Origin of the sequence: Thalassospira tepidiphila MCCC 1A03514 (assembly GCF_001662875.1) — a bacterium.
Taxonomy (GTDB): Bacteria; Pseudomonadota; Alphaproteobacteria; order Rhodospirillales; family Thalassospiraceae; genus Thalassospira; species Thalassospira tepidiphila.
Map to the genome: position 1 here is coordinate 300,369 of NZ_JPVZ01000001.1, position 21,906 is coordinate 322,274.

17 protein-coding genes are annotated in these 21,906 nt (G+C 54.9%); 5 read left to right on the top strand and 12 right to left on the bottom strand.

Annotated elements, in window-relative coordinates; all coding sequences use genetic code 11:
- Window positions 1-15 precede the first annotated feature (15 nt).
- The 4 genes from nirB to TH4_RS01365 are packed head-to-tail and all read left to right on the top strand — an operon-like array spanning window position 16 to window position 6,520.
- Window positions 16-2,487 carry a nitrite reductase large subunit NirB gene (gene nirB / locus TH4_RS01350; protein WP_064779629.1) on the top strand — a complete coding sequence of 824 codons (2,472 nt, stop codon included), beginning with the start codon at window positions 16-18 and terminating at the stop codon, window positions 2,485-2,487.
- A 5-nt stretch (window positions 2,488-2,492) separates the two neighbouring features.
- Window positions 2,493-2,843 (top strand): nitrite reductase small subunit NirD, encoded by a 351-nt coding sequence (nirD, locus tag TH4_RS01355; protein ID WP_064779630.1) that lies wholly within the window; start codon window positions 2,493-2,495, stop codon window positions 2,841-2,843.
- Window positions 2,833-5,541, top strand: coding sequence for a nitrate reductase (locus tag TH4_RS01360; protein ID WP_064779631.1), 2,709 nt, complete (start codon window positions 2,833-2,835; stop codon window positions 5,539-5,541). Before nirD ends, TH4_RS01360 begins: the two co-directional genes overlap by 11 nt.
- Window positions 5,513-6,520, top strand: coding sequence for a siroheme synthase (locus TH4_RS01365; protein WP_064779632.1), 1,008 nt, complete (start codon window positions 5,513-5,515; stop codon window positions 6,518-6,520). The genes TH4_RS01360 and TH4_RS01365 overlap by 29 nt, the downstream gene beginning before the upstream one ends.
- A gap of 410 nt (window positions 6,521-6,930) precedes the next feature.
- Here the strand turns inward: TH4_RS01365 and iolB are convergent, their stop codons facing one another.
- From iolB to TH4_RS01410, 9 genes are all read right to left on the bottom strand, one after another.
- Entirely contained in the window at window positions 6,931-7,734 is an 804-nt protein-coding gene (gene iolB, locus TH4_RS01370; RefSeq protein ID WP_064779633.1) for a 5-deoxy-glucuronate isomerase, read from the bottom strand.
- Window positions 7,734-8,639, bottom strand: coding sequence for a myo-inosose-2 dehydratase (gene iolE, locus TH4_RS01375; RefSeq protein WP_064779634.1), 906 nt, complete (start codon window positions 8,637-8,639; stop codon window positions 7,734-7,736). Before iolE ends, iolB begins: the two co-directional genes overlap by 1 nt.
- 4 nt (window positions 8,640-8,643) lie before the next feature.
- A complete protein-coding gene (gene iolD / locus TH4_RS01380) occupies window positions 8,644-10,473 on the bottom strand; it encodes a 3D-(3,5/4)-trihydroxycyclohexane-1,2-dione acylhydrolase (decyclizing) (protein WP_064779635.1) in 1,830 nt (609 codons plus the stop codon).
- The gene (locus TH4_RS01385) at window positions 10,470-12,383 is read right to left on the bottom strand and encodes a bifunctional 5-dehydro-2-deoxygluconokinase/5-dehydro-2-deoxyphosphogluconate aldolase (RefSeq protein WP_064779636.1); all 1,914 of its coding nucleotides are present in this window, start codon (window positions 12,381-12,383) and stop codon (window positions 10,470-10,472) included. Before TH4_RS01385 ends, iolD begins: the two co-directional genes overlap by 4 nt.
- Window positions 12,383-13,162: an ATP-binding cassette domain-containing protein gene (locus TH4_RS01390; RefSeq protein ID WP_063088785.1), complete on the bottom strand. Its 780-nt coding sequence runs from the start codon at window positions 13,160-13,162 to the stop codon at window positions 12,383-12,385. The genes TH4_RS01385 and TH4_RS01390 overlap by 1 nt, the downstream gene beginning before the upstream one ends.
- A complete protein-coding gene (locus TH4_RS01395; RefSeq protein ID WP_063088784.1) occupies window positions 13,162-14,259 on the bottom strand; it encodes an ABC transporter permease in 1,098 nt (365 codons plus the stop codon). The genes TH4_RS01390 and TH4_RS01395 overlap by 1 nt, the downstream gene beginning before the upstream one ends.
- A gap of 70 nt (window positions 14,260-14,329) precedes the next feature.
- Window positions 14,330-15,271, bottom strand: a complete 942-nt coding sequence (locus tag TH4_RS01400; RefSeq protein ID WP_064779637.1) for a sugar ABC transporter substrate-binding protein — start codon at window positions 15,269-15,271, stop codon at window positions 14,330-14,332.
- Between the two features lie 428 nt (window positions 15,272-15,699).
- A complete protein-coding gene (iolG, locus tag TH4_RS01405; protein ID WP_064779638.1) occupies window positions 15,700-16,704 on the bottom strand; it encodes an inositol 2-dehydrogenase in 1,005 nt (334 codons plus the stop codon).
- Between the two features lie 215 nt (window positions 16,705-16,919).
- Complete coding sequence (locus TH4_RS01410) at window positions 16,920-17,750, bottom strand: MurR/RpiR family transcriptional regulator (protein WP_063088781.1); 831 nt, start codon at window positions 17,748-17,750, stop codon at window positions 16,920-16,922.
- Between the two features lie 108 nt (window positions 17,751-17,858).
- Between TH4_RS01410 and TH4_RS01415 the strand changes: the two genes are divergently transcribed.
- Window positions 17,859-18,986: a Gfo/Idh/MocA family protein gene (locus tag TH4_RS01415; RefSeq protein ID WP_064779639.1), complete on the top strand. Its 1,128-nt coding sequence runs from the start codon at window positions 17,859-17,861 to the stop codon at window positions 18,984-18,986.
- Window positions 18,987-19,092: 106 nt separating this feature from the next.
- Here TH4_RS01415 and TH4_RS01420 read toward each other — a convergent pair whose 3' ends face one another.
- The 3 genes from TH4_RS01420 to TH4_RS01430 all read right to left on the bottom strand — a co-directional run bounded on the left by TH4_RS01420 (window position 19,093) and on the right by TH4_RS01430 (window position 21,903).
- Window positions 19,093-20,088 carry an ABC transporter permease gene (locus TH4_RS01420; protein WP_064779986.1) on the bottom strand — a complete coding sequence of 332 codons (996 nt, stop codon included), beginning with the start codon at window positions 20,086-20,088 and terminating at the stop codon, window positions 19,093-19,095.
- Window positions 20,089-20,114: 26 nt separating this feature from the next.
- A complete protein-coding gene (locus TH4_RS01425) occupies window positions 20,115-20,855 on the bottom strand; it encodes an ATP-binding cassette domain-containing protein (RefSeq protein WP_064779987.1) in 741 nt (246 codons plus the stop codon).
- Window positions 20,856-20,919: 64 nt separating this feature from the next.
- On the bottom strand, window positions 20,920-21,903 hold the full coding sequence (locus TH4_RS01430; RefSeq protein ID WP_064779640.1) for an ABC transporter permease: 984 nt from the start codon (window positions 21,901-21,903) through the stop codon (window positions 20,920-20,922).
- Window positions 21,904-21,906: the final 3 nt, after the last annotated feature.

A 21,906-nucleotide genomic window follows, 5' to 3' on the forward strand; every position in this document is an offset into this window, starting at 1 on the left:
AGGAGCCAGAGACAAATGAACCACGTCACTGCTGCATTACGAACCGCCAAAGCCCGCCTGGTTGTCATCGGCAACGGCATGGCCGGCATGCGGACCGTTGAAGAAATCCTGAACCGCGCACCGGACAAATATGACATCACCGTTTTCGGTGCCGAGCCGCGCGTGAACTATAACCGCATCATGCTGTCGCCACTGTTGTCTGGCGAAAAGGATTTCGACGAAATCGTGATCAACACCCCGGAATGGTACACCGAAAACAACATCCATCTTTATTCCGGTGACCCGGTGATCAAGATCGACCGCGACCGCAAAGTGGTGATTTCCAAAAGCGGAACCGAAACTGAATATGACCAGCTTTTGCTGGCAACCGGTTCTGATCCGATCATCATCCCGGTTCCCGGTCACAAGCTTGACGGCGTAGTCACCTTCCGCGATGTCGATGATGTCGACACCATGCTGGGTGCTGCTGCTAAGGGCGGCCCGGCTGTCGTCATCGGCGGCGGCCTTCTGGGCCTTGAAGCGGCCGTTGGCCTGCAATCGCGCGGCATGGATGTCACGGTTTTGCATCTGGCAGGCCATGTAATGGAACGCCAGCTTGACCCGTCGGCAGGTTATCTTTTGGCGCAGGAACTGGAACGTCGCGGCATTACGGTGATTACCGAGGCCGATACCGCCGAAATCGTTGGCAATGAACATGTTACCGGCGTTCGCCTTAAAGACGGACGCATGATCCCGGCTGATCTGGTGGTTATGGCTGTTGGCATTCGCCCAAATGGGCGCCTTGCCGCAGACGCGGGTGTTGCAGTCGAACGCGGCATCGTGGTTGACGATGTCATGACCACCAGTGATCCGGCGATCTTTGCCGTTGGCGAATGTGTTCAGCATCGCGGCCAATGCTATGGCCTGGTTGCCCCGTTGTTTGAAATGGCCAAATCACTGGCCGACCACATGGCTGAAATAGACACTGATGGCTATACCGGTTCCATCACCTCGACCAAGCTTAAGGTGACAGGTGTCGATGTCTTTTCCGCAGGTGATTTTTCCGGCGGCGGCGAGACAGAGGAAATCGTTTTTCGCGATGCCGGTCGCGGCGTTTACAAGCGCATCGTCCTTGAAGACGGCAAGATCAAGGGTGCGGTCCTGTATGGCGACACGTCCGATGGCGGCTGGTATTTCCAGTTGATGAAAGATGGCGAAGACGTCACCGAACTGCGTGACACACTTGCCTTTGGTCAGGCATTTGCGGGGGGATCTTCTGGAAACCCTCTTGATGCCGTTGCAGCCCTGCCAGACGATGCAGAGATTTGTGGCTGTAACGGCGTTTGCAAAGGATCGATCGTTGCTGCCATCAATGAAAAGAGCCTGACCACCCTTGATGAGGTCAAAGGCCATACCAAGGCATCGGCATCCTGCGGATCCTGTTCAGGCCTTGTCGAAAACCTGTTGGCCGCAACCCTTGGCGGCGATTATCAGGCCGCGACGGTCAAGCCGATCTGCACCTGCACCGATCATGATCATGACAGTGTCCGTCGTCTGATCATTGCCAAAAACCTGAAATCAATGCCGGCTGTCATGCAGGAACTGGAATGGAAGTCATCTGATGGCTGCCATGTTTGCCGCCCGGCATTAAACTATTATCTGCTGGCGGCGTGGCCGGGTGAGTATGTCGATCACGGTGCGTCACGCTTTATCAACGAACGTGTTCACGCCAACATCCAGAAAGACGGCACCTATTCGGTTATTCCGCGCATGTGGGGCGGCTTGACCAACCCGCGCGAACTGCGTGCGATTGCCGATGTTGCCGACAAGTTCGAAATCCCCACCGTCAAGGTTACCGGTGGTCAGCGCATTGACCTTTTGGGAGTCAAAAAAGAAGACCTGCCGGCCGTCTGGGCCGATCTGAATGCGGCGGGCATGGTATCGGGTCATGCCTATGGCAAATCGCTTCGAACGGTCAAAAGCTGCGTCGGGCAGGAATGGTGTCGCTTTGGCACACAGATGTCGATGGGCATGGCCGTCGAACTCGAAAAAATGACCTGGGGATCCTGGATGCCCCACAAGTTCAAAATGGCCGTATCGGGCTGCCCACGCAACTGCGCCGAAGCAACCATCAAGGATTTCGGCGTTGTGGCCACCGATGGTGGTTGGGACCTGCATGTTGGTGGCAATGGCGGCATTCATGTCCGTGCGACCGATCTTCTGTGCAAGGTCACAACCGATGACGAAGTTAAGGAATATTGCGGCGCGTTTATTCAGCTTTACCGCGAAGAGGCGCGTTACCTTGAACGCACGGCCCCCTGGATCGAACGGGTTGGCCTGAAACATGTTCAGGAACGGGTCGTCGATGACGAAGCCAACCGCAAGGCGCTGTTTGAACGCTTTATGATCAGTCAGAAAACAGCGCAGATTGATCCATGGGCAGAACGCGCATCCGAAGGCGTTGACGCGCATGAATTCACCCCCCTTTCGATGGTCGCAGCGGAGTAAGACAGATGAGCAACACTCTGACATGGGTAGAAGTCGGGCCCGCTGCCAACATCCCGCAGCAAGGGGCACGCACCCTGCAAACCGAAACGGATCGCATTGCGATTTTCAGAACACTTGATGATCAGATCTTTGCATTGCTGGACCGCTGCCCGCACAAACAAGGGCCACTGGCACAAGGGATCGTCCATGGCCATTTCGTGACCTGTCCGTTGCATAACATGGTGTTCTCGCTTGAAACCGGCGAGGCACAGGGGCCGGATGACGGCTGTGCTGCCAAGGTGGAATGCCAAGTCATCGACGGGATCGTGCGTGTTGGCCTGACCGAACTGCAAGCTGGATTGCGCCATGCAGGATGAGGTCAAAACAACCTGCCCCTATTGCGGTGTTGGCTGTGGCCTGATCATTTCGCCAACCCGTGATGGATGGGCGGTCGGCGGTGATCCGGATCATCCGGCCAATTTCGGGCGGATATGCTCCAAGGGTGCCGCGCTGATCGATACCATCATGGCCGAGGAACAGCGTGATATTCGCCTGCTGGAACCCGAAGTCGATGGCAAGCAGGTCGCATGGAATGATGCCATTGGCGAAACGGCAAAGCGCCTGCGCGATACCATCGAACAGCACGGCCCGAAATCGGTGGCGTTTTATGTCTCGGGTCAACTTCTGACCGAAGACTACTATGTCGCAAACAAGCTGATCAAAGGCTTCATCGGATCACCGCATATCGATACCAATTCCCGGCTGTGCATGGCCTCAACCGTTGTCGGGCACAAACGGGCGTTTGGTGCGGACGTTGTGCCGGGCTGTTACGAGGATCTTGAAATCGCCGATCTGGTCATTCTGACCGGATCAAATCTGGCATGGTGTCACCCGGTGCTGAACCAGCGCCTGCGTACGGCCAAGGAAAAGCACGGCACAAAGATCGTCGTGATTGATCCTAGGCGGACGGCAAGTTGCGATATTGCCGATCTGCACCTGCCGATCAAACCAGGCAGCGACGTTGCCCTGTTTAACGGGTTGCTGGCCTGGCTTGATCAAACCCGCAATACCGACCTTCGTTACGTGGCCCGTCATGTGACCGGCTACGAACACGCCGTGGCAGAAGCACGTGCTGACTGCCCCGATATCGAGACAACCGCAGAAAAATGCGGGCTCGACACCCATGAAAGCGCTGATGAACTCGGCTCGGGTCTGGGAAGATTGGAAACGTTCTTTAACTGGTTTGCCGCCTTTGAACGCACTGTGACGGTGTTCTCGCAAGGGGTAAACCAGTCCTCAAGCGGATCGGACAAGGTCAACTCGATCCTGAATTGCCATCTGGCAACCGGTCGCGTCGGAAAACCGGGTTCAAGCCCGTTTTCCGTCACCGGCCAGCCCAATGCCATGGGCGGACGCGAAGTTGGCGGGCTTGCCAATCAGTTGGCGGCCCACATGAACCCCAATGACCCGGTTGATGTTGATCGCGTGCGTCGGTTCTGGAAATCCGATGTTCTTAAACAGGGCGAAGGATACAAGGCGGTTGATATGTTCCGCGCCATTGAACGTGGGGAAATCAAGGCTGTGTGGATCATGGCGACCAATCCGGCAGTCAGCCTTCCGGATGCCGATCGCGTCCGGCTTGCGCTGTCGCGCTGTCCGCTCGTGATTGTTTCGGACGTTGTGAACGATACTGATACATTGCGCCATGCCGACATCAAACTCCCCGCTGCCGGTTGGGCCGAAAAATCGGGCACGGTCACCAATTCCGAACGCCGTATTTCGCGCCAACGCCCGTTCCGTCAGGCCCTAGGCAATGCCAGGCCAGACTGGTGGATCATGTCCGAAGTCGCCAAGGCCATGGGCTATGTCAAGGCGTTCAAATACAAGGACCCAAGCGACATCTTTGCCGAGCACGCCGCCCTGTCGGAATTCGAAAATGATGGCACACGTGCCTTTGATATCGGTGCATGGCACAAGGCCAGAAAATCGGTCTATGACAGTATGGAACCGTTTCAATGGCCGGCCTCGCGCAAATCTCAGCCTGCGAATGGCGCAACCCGTCTTTATGGCGATGGCATCTTCAGCACATCAAGTGGTCGTGCCAAGATGCTTGGCCTTACCCACAGCTGCCCGCAATCTCAAACCAGCCGGGAATATCCCCTGATTGCCAATAGCGGTCGTTACCGCGATCAATGGCACACCATGACGCGCACGGGCACTGCCGCCCGGCTCAGCGCGCATCGCCCTGAACCGTTGCTTGAAATTCACCCAAAGGATGCTGCGCTTTACGGCCTTTCTGATGGCGGGATCGCGCGGATCAAAAGCCCGCATGGCACTGCATTGATGCGGGTGGCAATTACGGATGCACAGACACCAGGACAGGTTTTCGTTCCGATGCACTGGAACGATGTCTTCTCGGCCGCGGGTGGGATTGGTCGACTACAGCCCCCCAATGTTGACCCCCACTCCGGCCAACCCGAAAGCAAACATATTCCGGTCACCCTCGAACCGTTTAGCGCCAAATGGCAGGGATTGCTGTTTTCAAGTACGCCGGTCGATCTTTCCAAACTGCCCTACTGGGTCGGTGCGACCGGACCGGGCAGCATGGTCTACGAAATCGCCGGCGATGCCCCGATCCTGTTTAAATCCCTTTTGCCGATTGCCGCAAACAGGGACGTTGAGCAGATCATTGAATATTCCGACGCCAACAAGGGTGTCCATCGGTTTGCCCGCCTCGAGGGTGATCGCATTACCGGGGCGCTGTTTGTCGGCCCTGATCGCCCGGCACTTGGTCGTGACTGGGTTTCAAACCTGTTTGGTGCGGATGCCATCGCACCGGTTGAACGCAACGCGCTTCTGGCCGGGCGGATGCCCGATGCCGGGGCGATCAATGATCGCCTGATTTGTTCGTGCTTCTCGGTTGGCTTGGCCGCAATCAGCAAAGCCATCTCTGAACAGAATGCCGTAACGGCGACCGATATCGGCCGCCTGCTTCAGGCCGGAACAGGATGCGGATCCTGCGTGCCGGAGATAAAGGAGATTCTCGATGACGTATTACCGCGCGCCGCAGAATAGCACTCTGAACGCCACGGCACCTCGGGCAACCACCGATCAGCCGGACGAAAAATTCGCCTACTTCCCGGCATTTGTGAAAGTGCAGGGCAAGAAGGTCGTTGTGCTTGGGGGCGGCGAAGTTGCCGCAGGCAAGCTCCGCCTTCTGCTGCGCAGTCACGCCGATATCACAGTGATTGCGCCTGAAGTGTGCGATGACGTTGCAAACATGCACAATGCCGGTCAGATCACATGGGAACGTGCCCCGTTTGTCGATACCATGATTAATGGCGCGATCATGGTGTTTGACGCGACGGACAATCCCCACCTGACCAAGCGGGTCGAGGCCGCAACCAAACGACGCAACATCTTGCTGAATGTCGTCGACAAGACCGCGCACTGCGATTTCATTGTGCCCGCCATTCTTGATCGCGCACCGATCATGATCACGATTTCGACGGGTGCCTGCGCCCCGGCACTGGCACGCATGTTAAGGCAACGACTTGAAACCGTGTTCCCGGCAACCTTGTCAAACATTGCCAAAATCGCCCGTGATGCCCGCGAAACCGTGGCCGCACATTTAAGCGACAGCCTGTCACGACAGCGCTTCTGGACCCGGTTTTTCCAAAACACCCTGCGCGCGGACAACACCGGCAAAGTCACACCCGATGACCTCGCACATGAACTCCGCACCTTTGTCCCGCAAGGCAGCAGCGCAACCGTGCCATCCGGCCAATCCTTGCAGGTCACGATCAGCGCCGATAACGCCTATGACATCCCGCACGGTGTTGCCGGCAACATCGAGACAGCCGATATCATTTTCCACGACGACGACGTGGCACCCGACATCCTTGCGCTGGCCCGCCGGGATGCGACCCTCATCAGCATGAGTCCGTCTAGCGACAAACACGGCGAAATACCCGACACCGGATTGGCGATCAGCAAACAGATCCAGTTCTTCACCCAACAGGGCATGAACGTCCTGCGGCTTTGTCGAAACTGACCGCCAAAGCACGCAGTTGAGGGTTATTCGCCCCCGCGACGACCAAGACCACTTGTAGCTTTTGCAATGTAAAGCGAGGTGACATCAAACCTCACCCGAAATCAAAATCCGGTTTTAATACGACCATCCGCATGGCGTTGAAGAGCGCGCGTTTGCAGGGCTTCCGCGTTCAGGTTGTTTGTGTTCAGGCAGAACCCTAAAGAGCCAGGTTCGACAGCCCATGCCCGTAATCGGGGAAACTTCGGTCGCCTCGTTCAGAATGTTGGTGCTGAGCAACTGCGACGAAGAGAGAGCCGCACTGACCCAGAACACCACAAGCACGCTAAGCACAGCCATGACAACATGCGCCGCAAAGCGTGTCACAACGTTGCAATTGTGCGCCTTGTTGGGTCCTGGATTAAACAAGGGCATCACTTGCTATCGCGCTGGAATATCCAGTCATGGTCCGGGTGGTTCTGGAACCGCCATTTGCGCATCGGTCCTGCCATGACATTGAGGTAATACATCTCATAGCCATAAGGGCTGCCACATGGATGATGCCCTTTGGGCACCAGTACAACATCACCGTCTGACACCGCCATGGTTTCATCTAGTTCGCCATCTTCGGTAAAGACCCGCTGGAAACCAAATCCCTGTTTGGGATTGAGGCGATGGTAATAGGTTTCCTCGAGATAGGTCATGTCGGGATAGTTATCCTCGTCATGACGGTGCGGCGGATAGCTTGACCAGTTACCTTGCGGGGTAAAGACCTCGGTCACCAGAAGACTATCGGCGATGTCTTTTTCCTCCATCGCAATCGGGTGGATATATCGGGTATTCGCCCCTTTGCCACGCTCTACGAGCTCGATGTCTTCGATTAAGCGTGCAGGGTAATTTCCCTTGCCGGGTGCGGTACAAACCGCAAGCGTGCATTCTGTTGTCGCAACAGCTTTCCAGTTGGCCTCATTGGGCGCATAGACACAGGCTGGCGGGATACGCTCAAACACGCTCATGCGTTTGCCGAGCTCACAGAAATCCTGATCATCGACAGAAATCTTTGCCTTGCCTTCAACCAAGACCAGAATGACCTCGCGATCGCCGGTTGCTTCCCGGGCAGTTTCACCGGGTTTCAGGTGATACAGCCCAAACCCGACATAACCCCAATTGGCACTATCCGTCGTGATATCGTGGACCTTCCCGGTCGTTCCATTCGGCTTTCTGAGCAGATCAGCCATCAGGCGTCTCCTTTATCCAGTCCGGTTTTCCGTGCCATGTCGCGCAGCGATTTCAGCCCCAAGGACTGATATTCAAACGGGTTGCGAACGTTCGGGTCCTGTTCGGCCTCGATCACCAGCCAGCCAGAATATCCATGGTCGGCTGCGATTTTCAGGACCGGCTCAAATGCAACGCCCCCCTCGATATCGCCCGGGACGGTAAAGACCCCGCGCCGCACACCTTCAAGGAAGCTAAGCCCTTCTTCACGGACCTTTTTGCTAATAGTCGGGCGCACGTTTTTGCAATGGATATGGCCAACACGATCCATGTAACGCGCCGCCAGTTCTTCGGGGTCGGCATCTCCGAACCAGGCATGACCGGTATCAAGCAGAAGCTTGGTTTTCGGCCCGGTATTTTTCATGAAGGCATGAATTTCATCGGCCGTTTCGACAATCGTACCCATGTGATGGTGGTAGACCAGATCAATGCCCTGATCGGCACAATAGGCGGCGATTTTTTCGACATCCGCACCGAACTTGGCCCAATGGTCTGCATGCAGAACCGGGCTGTTAGTAAGGGCTGCGTTATCATTTCCGTGAATGGCGTTTGACGTTTCACACACAATGCAAACCTTGCATCCCATCGCCTTCAGAAGATCCAGATGCGGTTGAATGGCCTTTTTCTCGTCCTCGACCGAATGGGTCAGAAGATTAAGCGAATGCCAACCTGAAATGAATTTAAGGCCATGTGGCGCAAGGGCAGCTTTCAGTGCCGACGGCTCGGTCGGCATCTTGTGACCTTTTTCAATGCCGTCAAAGCCAATCTTTCCCGCCTCGGACAAACAGGTTTCAAGGCTGATGTCTGCGCCAAGGGTCTGGTCATCATCATTGGACCAGGCGATCGGATTGGTACCGTAAAGGATCATTGTTTTAATCTCCCGGGCGCTGCTTTTTCAGCGCGGCTTCGTAATTTTTTCTGGCTTCGTTGACGCTTGGGCGAACCGATACTTCCGGCACGGCGACATCCCACCAATGACCACCGGCTTCCGTGCTTGGCAACGGATCGGTATCAATCACAACGACGTAGGATCGATCAGCCTCTGTGGCGCGCACCATGGCGTCTTCAAGCTCGTTGATCGAGGATACCTTTTCGGCAATCGCCCCCATCGCACCGGCATGCGCGGCAAAATCAATTGCCGAGGGCACGACATGACGCGCGGTATCAAGAAGGTTGTTAAAGCTTTCGCCACCAGTTGCCATCTGCAAACGGTTGATACAGCCAAAGCCCCGGTTATCAAGGATCACGGTGATGATCTTGTGCCCCAGCATCACACTGGTTGCGAGCTCGGAATTCATCATCATGTAGGATCCATCCCCCACCATAACGACAACATCGCGATCCGGGCAGGCCATCTTGACACCAAGCCCCCCGGCGATCTCGTATCCCATGCACGAGAAACCATACTCAACGTGATAGCCATTGGGTCGGGCTGCTTTCCAAAGCTTGTGAAGTTCGCCAGGAAGCCCACCGGCTGCACAAACAACAATCGCATTTTCATCTGTGCTGCGCTGAACCGCACCAATGACCTGTGCGTCCGTTGGCAACGCGTTTCCTGTTGGCGCCGCGGTGACACCCTCAACCGCATCCATCCAGCTTTGCTTGAGTGCCGGGTCCACCGCACCTGCACGATAGTCAGCCAACGCATTTGTGAGCTCCGCCAACGTGACCTTGGCATCACCAACGACCGAAATCGCGTCATGTTTACGCGCATCATAGGCCGCCACATTGATCGAAAGAATACGACGATCAGGGTTCTTGAACAGCGACCAGCTGCCCGTTGTGAAATCCTGAAGACGTGTGCCAACCGCAATGATCAGATCGGCGTCCTCGGCAATGGCGTTGGCACTGCTTGCCCCGGTAACACCGATCGAGCCCATATTGAGATCATCATCCCACGGCAAGGCAGATTTCCCTGCCTGCGTTTCGGCCACCGGGATGTTGTGACGATGGGCAAAATCACGCAGATCATCACAGGCTTGAGCATAATGCACGCCACCACCGGCAATGATCAGCGGTTTTTTCACTGATGTGATCGCGCCAATCGCGTCTTCAATCTGTTGAAGGTCCGCACGGGGACGCAGGTGTTTCCATTTCTTTGGCGCAAAGAAGCTTTCTGGCCAGTCATAGGCTTCTGCCTGCACATCCTGACAAAATCCCAAGGTCACCGGCCCACAATCAGCCGGATTTGTCAAAACCGCCATTGCGCGCGGCAATGCTGTCAGAAGCTGTTCCGGGCGGGTAATACGATCAAAGTACCGACTGACCGGTTTGAAGCAGTCATTGGCCGAAATCGTACCATCCCCGAAATCTTCGATCTGTTGCAAAACCGGGTCCGGTGCACGATTGGCGAATACATCGCCGGGTATAAAAAGAACCGGCAACCGGTTCACATGCGCCAGTGCCGCGGCCGTCACCATATTGGTCGCACCTGGCCCGATCGACGTTGTCACGGCCATGGCCCGTTTGCGATTGGATGCCTTGGCATAGGCAATCGCCGCGTGGGCCATGCTTTGTTCATTATGGCCGCGCCATGTCGGAAAACTGTCGCCAGCACCATGAAGTGCCTCGCCCATTCCGGCGACATTGCCATGACCGAAAATGGCCCAGCAGCCCCCGAAAAAGTCTTCGCCGTCGTGATTGCGCTGTACACTCAGATACCGCACCATTGCTTGGGCGGCGGTTAATCGAACGGTTTTCATGCCGCTCCTCCCGATTTTTTGCGTGCCGCGTCCCAGGTATCACACAGGGCGCGATATTTTTGGGCCATTGCTGTAACGGCTTGATCATCGGCAATCGTACCTTGCATCCAGTCACGCGCAACATCGATAAAGATCGTGCGCCCGACAGCAAAGCCTTTGACCATGTTAAAGCGCGCCGCAACCTCGAAGCTTTCCACAAGCTCTGCTTCTGGCGCATCAAGACCAAGCACGACGATACCCCGGCAATAGGGATCATGTTTGGCAATCGCATCGCAGGCATTGCGCCATGCCGCATCCGATTTCATCGGTTCAAGCTTCCACCAATCGGGATAGACACCGATTTCATAGAAACGCTTGATCACCTTGGCCGTTGTTTCATCATCACAATCGCGAACCTTTGACGGAATAACTTCCAGAAGGAATTCCAAGCCATTGCCGCGCGCTGCATTGGCAAGCCGAATGATGGTGGCTTCCTGATCGGCCTTGGTCACATCATCATCATCGGGATGATAGAAGCACAAAACCTTGACCACATGCTCCACCGGCCATTCGGCCAGTTGCGTGCCAAGATCGGGGCCTATTTCCAGTTCAAGTGGACGCGACCCCGGAAGTTCAACCGGTCGCCCGATCCAAAGCCCAGTGCCCGCCGCCGCATAAAGGGCATCACGCCCCAGTCGGCGGTCGCACAGGATGCCGTATCCATCCCTGCCGCCCGAAACATTCTGGACCGCGCGCAGGCACAGCTCCTTGAACGGACCAATGCGGTCATGCGAAACGCTGAGATCATCGGCAAGGTCTTCAAGCTGCATCCGGTGATCAAATGCAAAAACCCGCATTTCAGGCCAACTGCCGGTACGGTTGGTTGACCAGTGGATTTGCTCCAACTCTGCATCGTTGCGCAGTTCCGGCGTTTTGATGCCACGATCAAAGAAGAATTGCAGTTCATCCCAACTCGGATAAGCCGGTGTACAGCCATGGCGTGATACCGCGAATGCACCACAGGCATTGGCGTATTTCAGGGACGTTTCCCAGTCCGCGTCGCTCAGCCAGCCTTTCAACAGGCCCGACATAAACCCGTCGCCAGCGCCAAGAACATTAAACACATCAACCGCAAATCCCGGCCCGGAAATGCCGTCATCAAGGCTTTTGCCAATTTTGTCAGCAAACGCCACAGCCCCCATCGGACCACGTTTGCAAACCAGTGTCGCATTCGAAATCACCCGAACATTTTCAAGCGCTTCGAGCGTATCGGTTACACCACCGGCAATGTGGAATTCTTCCTCCGTGCCGACGATCAGGTCAAACAGATGCAGGGTCGCCTGCAATTCCTTGGTAACAGCATCGGATGCAATGAAACGGTTTTCACCATCCCCATGCCCCGACAGCCCCCAAAGATTGGGACGGTAATCAATATCGAGTGCTGTTTTGGCACCGGCATCGCGGGCCAGTCGAACGGCCTTAAGAACGGCCGCACGGGTTTTGGGATGCGAAAGGTGCGTCCCGGTAACCGTCACACAACGCGCACTTGCGATGAAGTCGGGATCGATATCATCCTCACACAGCGCCATATCGGCACAGTTTTCGCGATAGAAAATCAACGGAAACTGCTCCTGATCGCGCACGCCCAAAAGCACAAGCGCAGTCAGGCGGTCGGGATCGGTTATGACGCCCTGAACATCAACGCCTTCGGCAACCAGCTTTTCGCGGATGAAACGCCCCATATGCTCGTCGCCAACCCGCGTAATAAGCGCAGATTTCAATCCAAGTCGCGCAGTCCCGCACGCCATATTGGTCGGGGAACCCCCGATATACTTCTTGAACGACGCCATGTCCTCAAGGCGCCCGCCAATCTGGGTGCCATAAAGGTCAACGGATGATCGTCCAATCGTAATGACATCAAGCTGCTTCATTAAATCGTCCCTCCAAGGGACCCTTCGAGTTCAGCCAGTTCCTGACCGCCCGCCATAAGGTCTTGAAGCTCTTCGGGTTTGATTTCACCCCGCTTCGCCGTGCCGTGGGTTTGGCCGCGGTTCAAAACCGTAAACCTGTCGCCTACGGCCATGGCGTGGCGCACGTTGTGGGTAATGAAGATGACGCCAATTCCGGCTTTGCGCACCCGATCAATGGTCGCAAGTACGTTTGACGTCTGGCGCACACCAAGTGCCGATGTCGGTTCATCAAGGATAAGAACCTTGGCACCAAAATACACGGCACGCGCAATCGCAACTGTTTGCCGCTCCCCACCCGAAAGCGTGCCAACCGCCTGTTCGGGTTCGCGCAGATTGATGCCCATGGATGCCATTTCATCCAAGGTGACCTTGTTGGCATGCTTGAAGTCGATCCATTTGAACGGACCAAAGCTTTTGCGTGGCTCGCGCCCCATCCAGAAATTGCGCGTCACAGACATCAGCGGGATCATCGCCAGATCCTGATAAACGGTGGCGATCCCGGCTTCCATCGCGTCACGCGGACTGTCGAAAACGGTCTCCTGACCACTGACCCGCATGACACCCTTGGTCGGCTTGTGTACGCCTGACATGGTCTTGATGAAGGTCGACTTGCCCGCACCGTTATCACCCAGAAGACAGTGGCACTCGCCTTCCATGACGTTGAAGGAAACACCGCCCAACGCGATTACCGGTCCGAAATGCTTTTCGATATTGTCCATTTCAATCAATGGCGTACTCATTACCGTTCTCCCGTAATCATGCGGCGGATATAGGTATTCATGATCACAGCAAAGATCAGGATACCGCCCAGGAACACCCGGAAAAGCGAACTTTCTGCACCAGCAAAGAACAAGCCTTGCTGAACCACACCAAAGATCAAAGCCCCCAGCGCAGCACCAATGACCGACCCGTAACCACCCGTCAGAAGTGCGCCGCCAATCACCACACAGATGATGGCTTCAAATTCCTTGAGCAAACCTCGATCTGCCGCAGCCGACCCGAATTCCATGACCTGACAGGTTGCAAAGACGGTGGCGCAGAATGCGGTAAACATGAACATCAGGATTTTAACGCGATTGACCGGAACGCCAACATAACGTGCGGCCTGCGCATCCCCGCCGGATGCGAAGATCCAGTTGCCGAAACGTGTTTTGGTCAAAAGCCAATGACCAAAAATGATCAATGCCAGCGCCCAGATGACCAGCATCGGCAGACCTTCAACGACCGGCTGCCCGATACGGGAACCACGGGTAAAGGTATCAATGACACCGATATCGCCAAGCCACTGGAAAAAGCCCTTGAAGATCACGCCGCCAAACAGCCAGGCAAGCGGGTCTCCCTCGGCAACTTCCTTAACCCCGCCAATAATGGTCTGTCGGGTTGTCAGGATGGAAAGCCAGATGGTCAGACCACGCAGAATATATAAAAATGCCAGGGTAACAATGAAGCTTGGCAGGCCGGTTTTGATCACCAGAAAACCGTTCAGCGCGCCCAGTGCAGTACATACGATGAAGGCCGCAATAATAGACAGCCAAACCGGCAGTCCCCATTGAACAGACAGAATGGCAATCACCACACCTGCAAAGCCGATCATTGAGCCGACCGAAAGATCGAATTCACCGGCAATCATCAACAGGCAGGCACCGACTGCGATGATGGCAAACTGGGCCGAAACGACACCCCAATTCTGAATGCCTTCCGGGGAAAACATGCCGCTATCACCGGCAATCATAAAGAAGAAAACAAAGACCAGGATCGTACCGCAGATCGCACCGAGTTCGGGCCTGATCATGGCACGGCGAATGGCTGAGACTTGCTTGAGCCGCTCGTCCGACATGGCATCACTCTTTTAACTATCAGGTGGGTACCAAGGGCGGCCTTGGGCGCGCCCTTGGCGGGAGGAAATCTTAACGATATTCGCCGGCGTATTTTTCGACCTGCGCGATGTTGTCCTTGGTAATGAAACCGGGGCCCGAGTTGATATGCCCGGACGGCAGAACGCTATAGCGCGCATAGTTGGTCAGAATGACGACCGGAAGATAACCCTGAAGGTAAGGCTGCTGATCGATGGCAAAGTTGATTTCACCAGCCTTGATGGCCTCGGCAATCTCGGATGACAGATCAAACGTGCCAAACATCATTTCACCCGCAAGACCCGCGTCACGCAGGGCTGCAAGGGTCGGATGGGCAGAGTTCGGCCCCAGCGTCAGCACCGCATCAACATCCGGATTGGAATTCAGATACGCGCTAACCTTGTTCTTTACTTCCGACGGGTCCTGGCCGCTATCGATCATCTGGCTGCCAAGCTCGACACCAAGCGCATCGGCAAAGCCACGGCAACGCTCAACAGACGCCGGGTTGGTGATGTAGTGGTTCACACAGACAAAGCTTTTCGCACCCGCGGCGGCGGCACGTTTACCGGCACCAAATCCGGCATCATATTCCGGCTGGCCGACATGCATCAGCGCACCAAGTTCTTCGGATTGTTCCTGCGTGCCGGAGTTGATCGTGATGACCGGGATACCCTTATCCACGGCATCAGTGATCGGCCCCTTAAGGACGTTGAAGTCTGCAATGGTAACGATGATGCCATCCGGATTGGTCGCAGCAGCCTGTTCGACAATACGCGCCATATCGGCAAGGTCGCCGGTCGGCGGGTTACGATATTCGACTTCTGCACCCATCTGATCACCCGCGACCTTGATCGCGTTTTTGATCACGTTCCACCAGCTATCAGAATCCGGTGCGTGGCTGATGAGAACGAATTTTTCATTTTCTGCGGATGCGGTTGCGGACAAACCGGCAAATGCAAATGCTGCTGCCGCGATGGCAGTAAGCGCCTTTTTCATCTGTTGCCTCCCTAGTCGGCTGAAATATTGGGATTTTCCCATTGAATTTATGTGTTCTTCTGGCAGTCAGTCGTCTTTGTGCAACCTTTCTGCTTCTGGCGGCGTGGGTTGATATGACCCGTTGAAACCGTTGAATAGAATTTTTATTCTATTTTATGACGAAATCAACATTTTTTTTCTATTGCACTGCAAGATAACCCTCTGCCCCTGCCACAAGGCCTTGCCAAACCGCCTGAAACCGCCGCTCATCCCACCCCGAACCAAATGCGATGGGCGATAACATCCTTGCAATTAAAGGCAGTCACCATCGGTCGTTTTAAGTTTTCGGGGCGACTCGCATGGCACAGATCCCTGATCGCCAAAAGAAAACCGGCGCAGCTGATAGGCCACGCCGGTTAATGTCCAAGCCCTGATCTGGACGCGTTTAATCAGCGCAGAATTTCTTTCGCGATATCAACGCTCCGTCCCTCGCGCGCGGAAAGCGCGGCTGCCTCGGCGACGACCAGAGCATTGATCCCGTCCTTCAGGGTCACCGGAAGGGGCGATGCCCCCTGCACACCCTCAATGAAACTGTTCCATTCAATTTGATAGGCCTTGGCATAGCGTTCGAGGAAGAAATGCTCCGGCTTGGCCTTGGTTGCACCGTGCGCGGTGATTTTCTCAATCGTGTTTTCCAGAACGTTATGTGCGGCAAGCAACCCGTCCGAGCCCAGAAACTCGATGCGCTGGTCATAGCCATATGCCGCACGACGGCTGTTTTTAATCACGGCGATACGTCCACCCGAAAACTCAAGCGTGGTAACGGCAGTATCAAAGTCACCTGCCTTTCCAATTTCCGGATCGACGATGCTTGATCCGATGGCGGTGACTTTGTCGGGCAGCGCGCCATACATCCAGCAGGCCATATCAAAATCATGGATCGCCATATCGCGGAAAATCCCGCCAGAGACCTTTACATAGCTTACCGGCGGTGGTGCCGGATCAAAGGAAGTGATCGAAAGCAACTCCCCCTTGCCGATTTCGCCTTGATCAAAGGCCGCTTTCAGATGGGCAAAGTTCGGATCAAAGCGGCGGTTAAATCCAACCATGATGGGTTTGCCGTGCGGCTCACATCGCGCAAGACAATCCAGGGCACGCTTAAGATCAAGATCAACCGGCTTCTCACACAGAACCGCCTTCCCTGCTGCTGTCGCTGCCTCCAGCAGATCGGCGTGGGTATCGGTCGGTGTTGCGATCAACACGGCATCAATCGCCGGATCGGCAATGATGTCCTCGCTGCTGCGCACAGTAGCGCCATGCATCTGCGCGAGCTTCTCGGCAGGTTCGTCAAACTTGTCCGACACCGCGACCAGTTCACTTTGCGGGTGCGCGACAATATTCACCGCATGGACCTGCCCGATGCGTCCAGCGCCCAGCAAACCTATTTTAAGCATTCCGATGTTCCTTCCCTTCGGCGTTCCCGCCTTGACTTACGTTGACCGTCCCGAACTACCTGCGACACGCCAGCAAGAACCTGGCAAACCAATTGGCAGATCGATGATTTCGGGATGATCACGCGGATGTCTCTCGCACCCGTTTATGCTGATACGCATATTCTGCTTGGAATACGCTATGGAATTTTTATTCCATTATTTTTGTTTTTCAATAATTATTTTCCATCGATCAGTTTCTCGCGCTTTGCCCCGACAGAGACAGCCAGGGCAATCGCCAACGAGATTGTCGCCGAAAGTGCCCTAAACGCCCCGACATCGACTTCGGAAACCGATAACATCAAGGCTTCTGTTTTGCGCATCGGCCCGCTCAGCGAATCACTGATCGCCACAACCTTGTTTCCAAGGTCATGCGCATAGGCGGCAAGATCAATTGTTTCCTGTGAATAGGGCGCAAAGGTGATCGCAATCACCACATCACCCTCGCGGATCGCGTGGCGTGGATTGAGGTTACCCACACCGTCATGCAGAACGGCGGCAATGTTCATCTTTTCAAAGGCATAGGAAAGATAACTCGCGACCGGAAAGGCACGTCTGAAACCAACCACATGGATCATCGGGGCTTCAGCCAAGACATCGACCGCCTTTTCCAGCGTTTCCAGATCAACCGTTGACGCCAGATTTTCCAGGGACAATCGCCCGGCTTCGACAAACTCGGCCAGCAGGGCACTGGGGCTGTCATCCCCTGTTGCGCGCAGATTCTCAAGCCGGGTGGCGTAGTCCGGCCATTTTTGTGCATAGGTTTCCCGAAACATTTTCTGCATTTCGGAAAATCCGGAAAATCCCATCAACTGGCAGAACCGCATGAAGGCCGAGGGCTGCACACCAGCACCGACCGACAGTTCGGCAACTGTGGAAACAGCAATGCGATCCGTATTTTGCGCAACAAACTCCGCACATTGGCGCAGCCTTTTGGGCATGGTTTCCGATATTTCGGCCAGACGGTGATTGAATTCCTCAAGCGAAACAGGTGCGGTCTGATCACTCATGGCGTTTATTCTTCCTTGTTTTGTTTCTGCTTGACGCACGGCGCGTTCCATGACCATCCATTAAATAGAACAAAAATTCTATTTTGACTAGGCGAGGAGTTCTGGCAAATGAAATCTCTTGGTATTGGCCTGATTGGGACTGGTTTCATGGGAAAGGCGCATGCGCTGGCATTTGGCGCAGCACGGGCTGTTATGGGCGATGTGCCGGAGTCTCATCTTGCAGTTTTATGTGATACGCCTGCCGAAAAAGCCAAACAGATGGCCGACCAGTTCGGCTTTGCCAAAAGTACTGCCGACTGGACATCGCTGATTTCAGATCCGGATGTCGATATCGTCTCGATCACCACGCCGAATGCGCTTCACTTCGAAATGGCAATTGCCGCCATCAAGGCAGGCAAACATGTTTATTGCGAGAAACCCCTGGCTCTCACGCTGGATCAGGCGCGTGAAATGCGCGATGCCGCCCGCACAGCAGGCATCAAAACCATGGTCGGGTACAATTACATCAAGAACCCGGCATTCACACATGCCTGTCGGCTGATCCAGGGCGGTGAAATTGGTGAGATCGTCCATTTCCGCGGCTGGGTTGACGAGGATTATCAGGCTGACCCGGCACTCCCATGGACATGGCGGGCCAAGATTGCCGATGCCGGTCTTGGGGCGTTGGGGGATATGGGATGCCATCTGGTATCGATGGCATATGGCCTTGCCGGACCAATCGAAAGCTTGATGGCCGATATGCAAACTGTTCACACCACGCGCCCTCTCCCCGATGGAACCGGACGGGCCAAGGTCGAAAACGAGGATACGGCATCCGCCTTGGTTCGGTTCGCCAACGGCGCTCAGGGCAGCCTTTCGACATCGCGCTCTGCCTGGGGGCGAAAAAACCGGCTGGCTTGGGAGGTTCATGGCACCAAGGGCATGATCTGCTTTGATCAGGAGCGCATGAACGAGTTGCAGCTTTATCGCAATTCAGGCGACAAGGCGCAGCAGGGTTTCACCACGGTCCTGACCGGCCCGGCACATCCGCCCTACGGCGAATTCTGCCCGGCACCGGGACATCAGCTTGGCTTTAACGACCTCAAGGTGATCGAAGCCGCTGCACTGCTTCGCGCGATCCGCGATGACAACCCGGCCTACCCCGATTTCGAACACGCTTACGAATTCGAAAAGGTCATTCATGCAATCGCGAAATCTGCGACTGACGGGACAAGGGTCTCGCTGTCTGAGGTATAGCTGTCACGTGCCGCAAAAGGTGACATTCGAGATACAGCAGAATCAATTACTTGGCATTTCCGATTGCCTCAAAAGCCGCCATTTCTCTCAAAGTACTTTTGCAGGCCTATGACTTTCTCTGCCTGAAACGGTCAAACGCCACGGCAATCACAATGAACGATCCAACAAACGTTCCCTGCCAAAATGTGCTTATACCAAGCAAAATAAGGCTGTTGCGGATCACTTCAATCAACAATGCACCGACCACGGCACCAAACGCAGTGCCTCCGCCACCTGCAAGATTGGCACCGCCAATGACCGCGGCTGCAATAACGGTCAGCTCCATGGCCTGACCAAGATTGGTCGTAACCCCACCGAGCCAGCCAACTTCCAGGACCCCGGTAATACCCGCCATCAGGGCTGAAAACATGTAAACGCTGACTTTGATGCGCGCGACGGGAATACCGGTCAGCACGGCTGCGTTTTCGTTACCGCCAATCGCGAACAAATGCTGGCCCCAACGTAAATGCCTGAACGCGAACGCCGTCAGGCAGGCCAGAATCACCATGATGATCAACGGATGCGGAAGACCAAGCGTCGAACCGCCCCCAAGCCAAAGCAAGAAGTCGTGATCCGGCCCGAACTCATAGATCATTTTGTTATCAGAAAGCACCATTGCCAGACTGCGCGCGACCGACAACATGCCAAGCGTCACCACGAATGGCGGCATTTTCGCATAGGCAATCAGCACGCCATTGACCGCCCCGACAAGCAACGAGATGCCAAGTGCGGCAATACAACCGAGCCAAAACGGCATTCCTGCGGACATGATGACGCTGACCGTCATCGCGGAGATCACCAGCGTAGAGCCAACAGAAAGGTCAATCCCGCCGGATGCAATAACCGCCGTCATGCCAAGAGCAATGATCCCGACAAACGCAAAATTGCGGGTGACATTAAACAGGTTGCGCTCTGTTGCGAAACTGTCGGTCAGGATCGTCAATGCGAGGCAGGCAAAGACAGCCGCCATAAACACCCAAAAAATCTGTTGGCTTGTGATCCGCGCGATCAGCCCATGATGCTGAGAACGATTGATGACTTCAGCAAGAGTCGGCGTTGCCATATTCATTGTTCCTTTTTTAGGTCCACTCATGCGTGCTCAATCGCGCCGGTAATCAGGCCCGTAATTTCTTCTGGCGAAGACTGCGATGCTTTTTTGTCTGCAACAAGCTCGCCCCGCCTTAGGACAACAACCTTGTCTGCGACCTCAAAGACATCGGGCATTCGGTGGCTGATCAGAACGACGGCGATACCCTGATCACTTAGCTGCCGGATAAGGTTCAGGACTTCCGCCACCTGTCGAACAGAGATCGCAGCCGTTGGCTCGTCCATCAAAACGATCTTGGCATCACTCAAAAGGGTCCGTGCGATTGCAACAGCCTGACGCTGCCCGCCGGACATTTTGTGCACCAGATCACGGGGACGGGTTTCCGATTTCAATCGCGCAAATAGTTCGGCGGATTTGCTGCGCATAAAGGCATAATCCACAACCTTGATCGGGCCTATCCTGCGGGTTGGTTCACGCCCCAGAAACACGTTCGAAGCTGCACTCAGATTGTTGCAAATCGCCAAGTCCTGATAAACGACCTCTATACCGGCTTTCTGTGCATCCAATGGTTTGTTAAACGCCACTTTCTTATCGGAAATAAGGATATCGCCCGACGTCGGGGCAAAGTTCCCCGCAATCACCTTGACCAAGGTGGATTTTCCCGCCCCGTTATCGCCCATTAGCCCGACAACTTCGCCCGGCGCAATGGCAAGTGACACGCTATCAAGCGCCTGTATGGCGCCATAACGTTTGGATATGTTTTTAAGTTCAAGCACATTCATGAACACCCCCCATATCTGCTGATCCATTTAACGTGGTAACAAGCAGACGGTTTCCTTTTGTGAATTATGGTTTTTGCAGCAAGCCCAGCGCCCTTTCGGTATTTTTTCTGGTGCGATAGGCTGCAAATTGTTGATCTGCCAGAACACCCAGCAAAATCACAGCGCCCATCACTGCGAAATTCAGCGAAGATGGAATGCCCAGCAAATTCACCAGGTTCTGCAGTTCCTGTAGCAACACGGCCCCAAGAACGATCCCAATGACTGAACCTTCGCCCCCGCGCAAAGAACATCCGCCTAAAACAGCCGCCGCAATTGCATACAGCTCGTAAAAGTTACCATGCGAAGACGGCTGGACGGACTTGGTGAACATTGCGAAATATATCGCCGCAATCGATGCGAGCACGGCACAGATCACATATGCCATCACCGTGACGAAACGGGTGTTTATCCCCGAAAAGCGTGCGGCTTCCTCGTTCTTGCCGACCGCGCAAAGGTGACGACCAAAAACTGTGTGATGCAATACAACCCACATCACCGCCGCCACAATCAGCATCGCGACGAAAGAGTGCGGGACGCCGAAACTCCGCCCGATTGTAAGCCATTCAAGCTGAGGATAACTGGAACCAAAAGGAAATCCTGCCGTTGATTCCGCTGTGTATCCACGTGCGATGCCGCGATAAATCAAAAGCCCGCACAAGGTAACGACAAATGGCTGCAGCCTAAATCGTGTAATCAGGATACCGTGCGCCAGCCCGATCAGAACACCAAGGCCAATGATGATCGCCACGGCCAATGGCCAGGGAACACCGAACTTACCGACCATGTCGACAAACAACACACCAAGCAGCGCGATCACTGATCCAACCGAAAGATCAATACCGCCGGTCATGATGACAAACCCTTGCCCAATGGCAAACAGGCCAAACAGGCCGATCAGATTTGCGGTATTGCCAAGGTTGATGGGCGACAGAAAAAGCGGGTTGCGCATATAAACAATTGCGCCAACCACGATAATCAGAATGCCAAGACCGATATCTTTTTTTTGCATTTT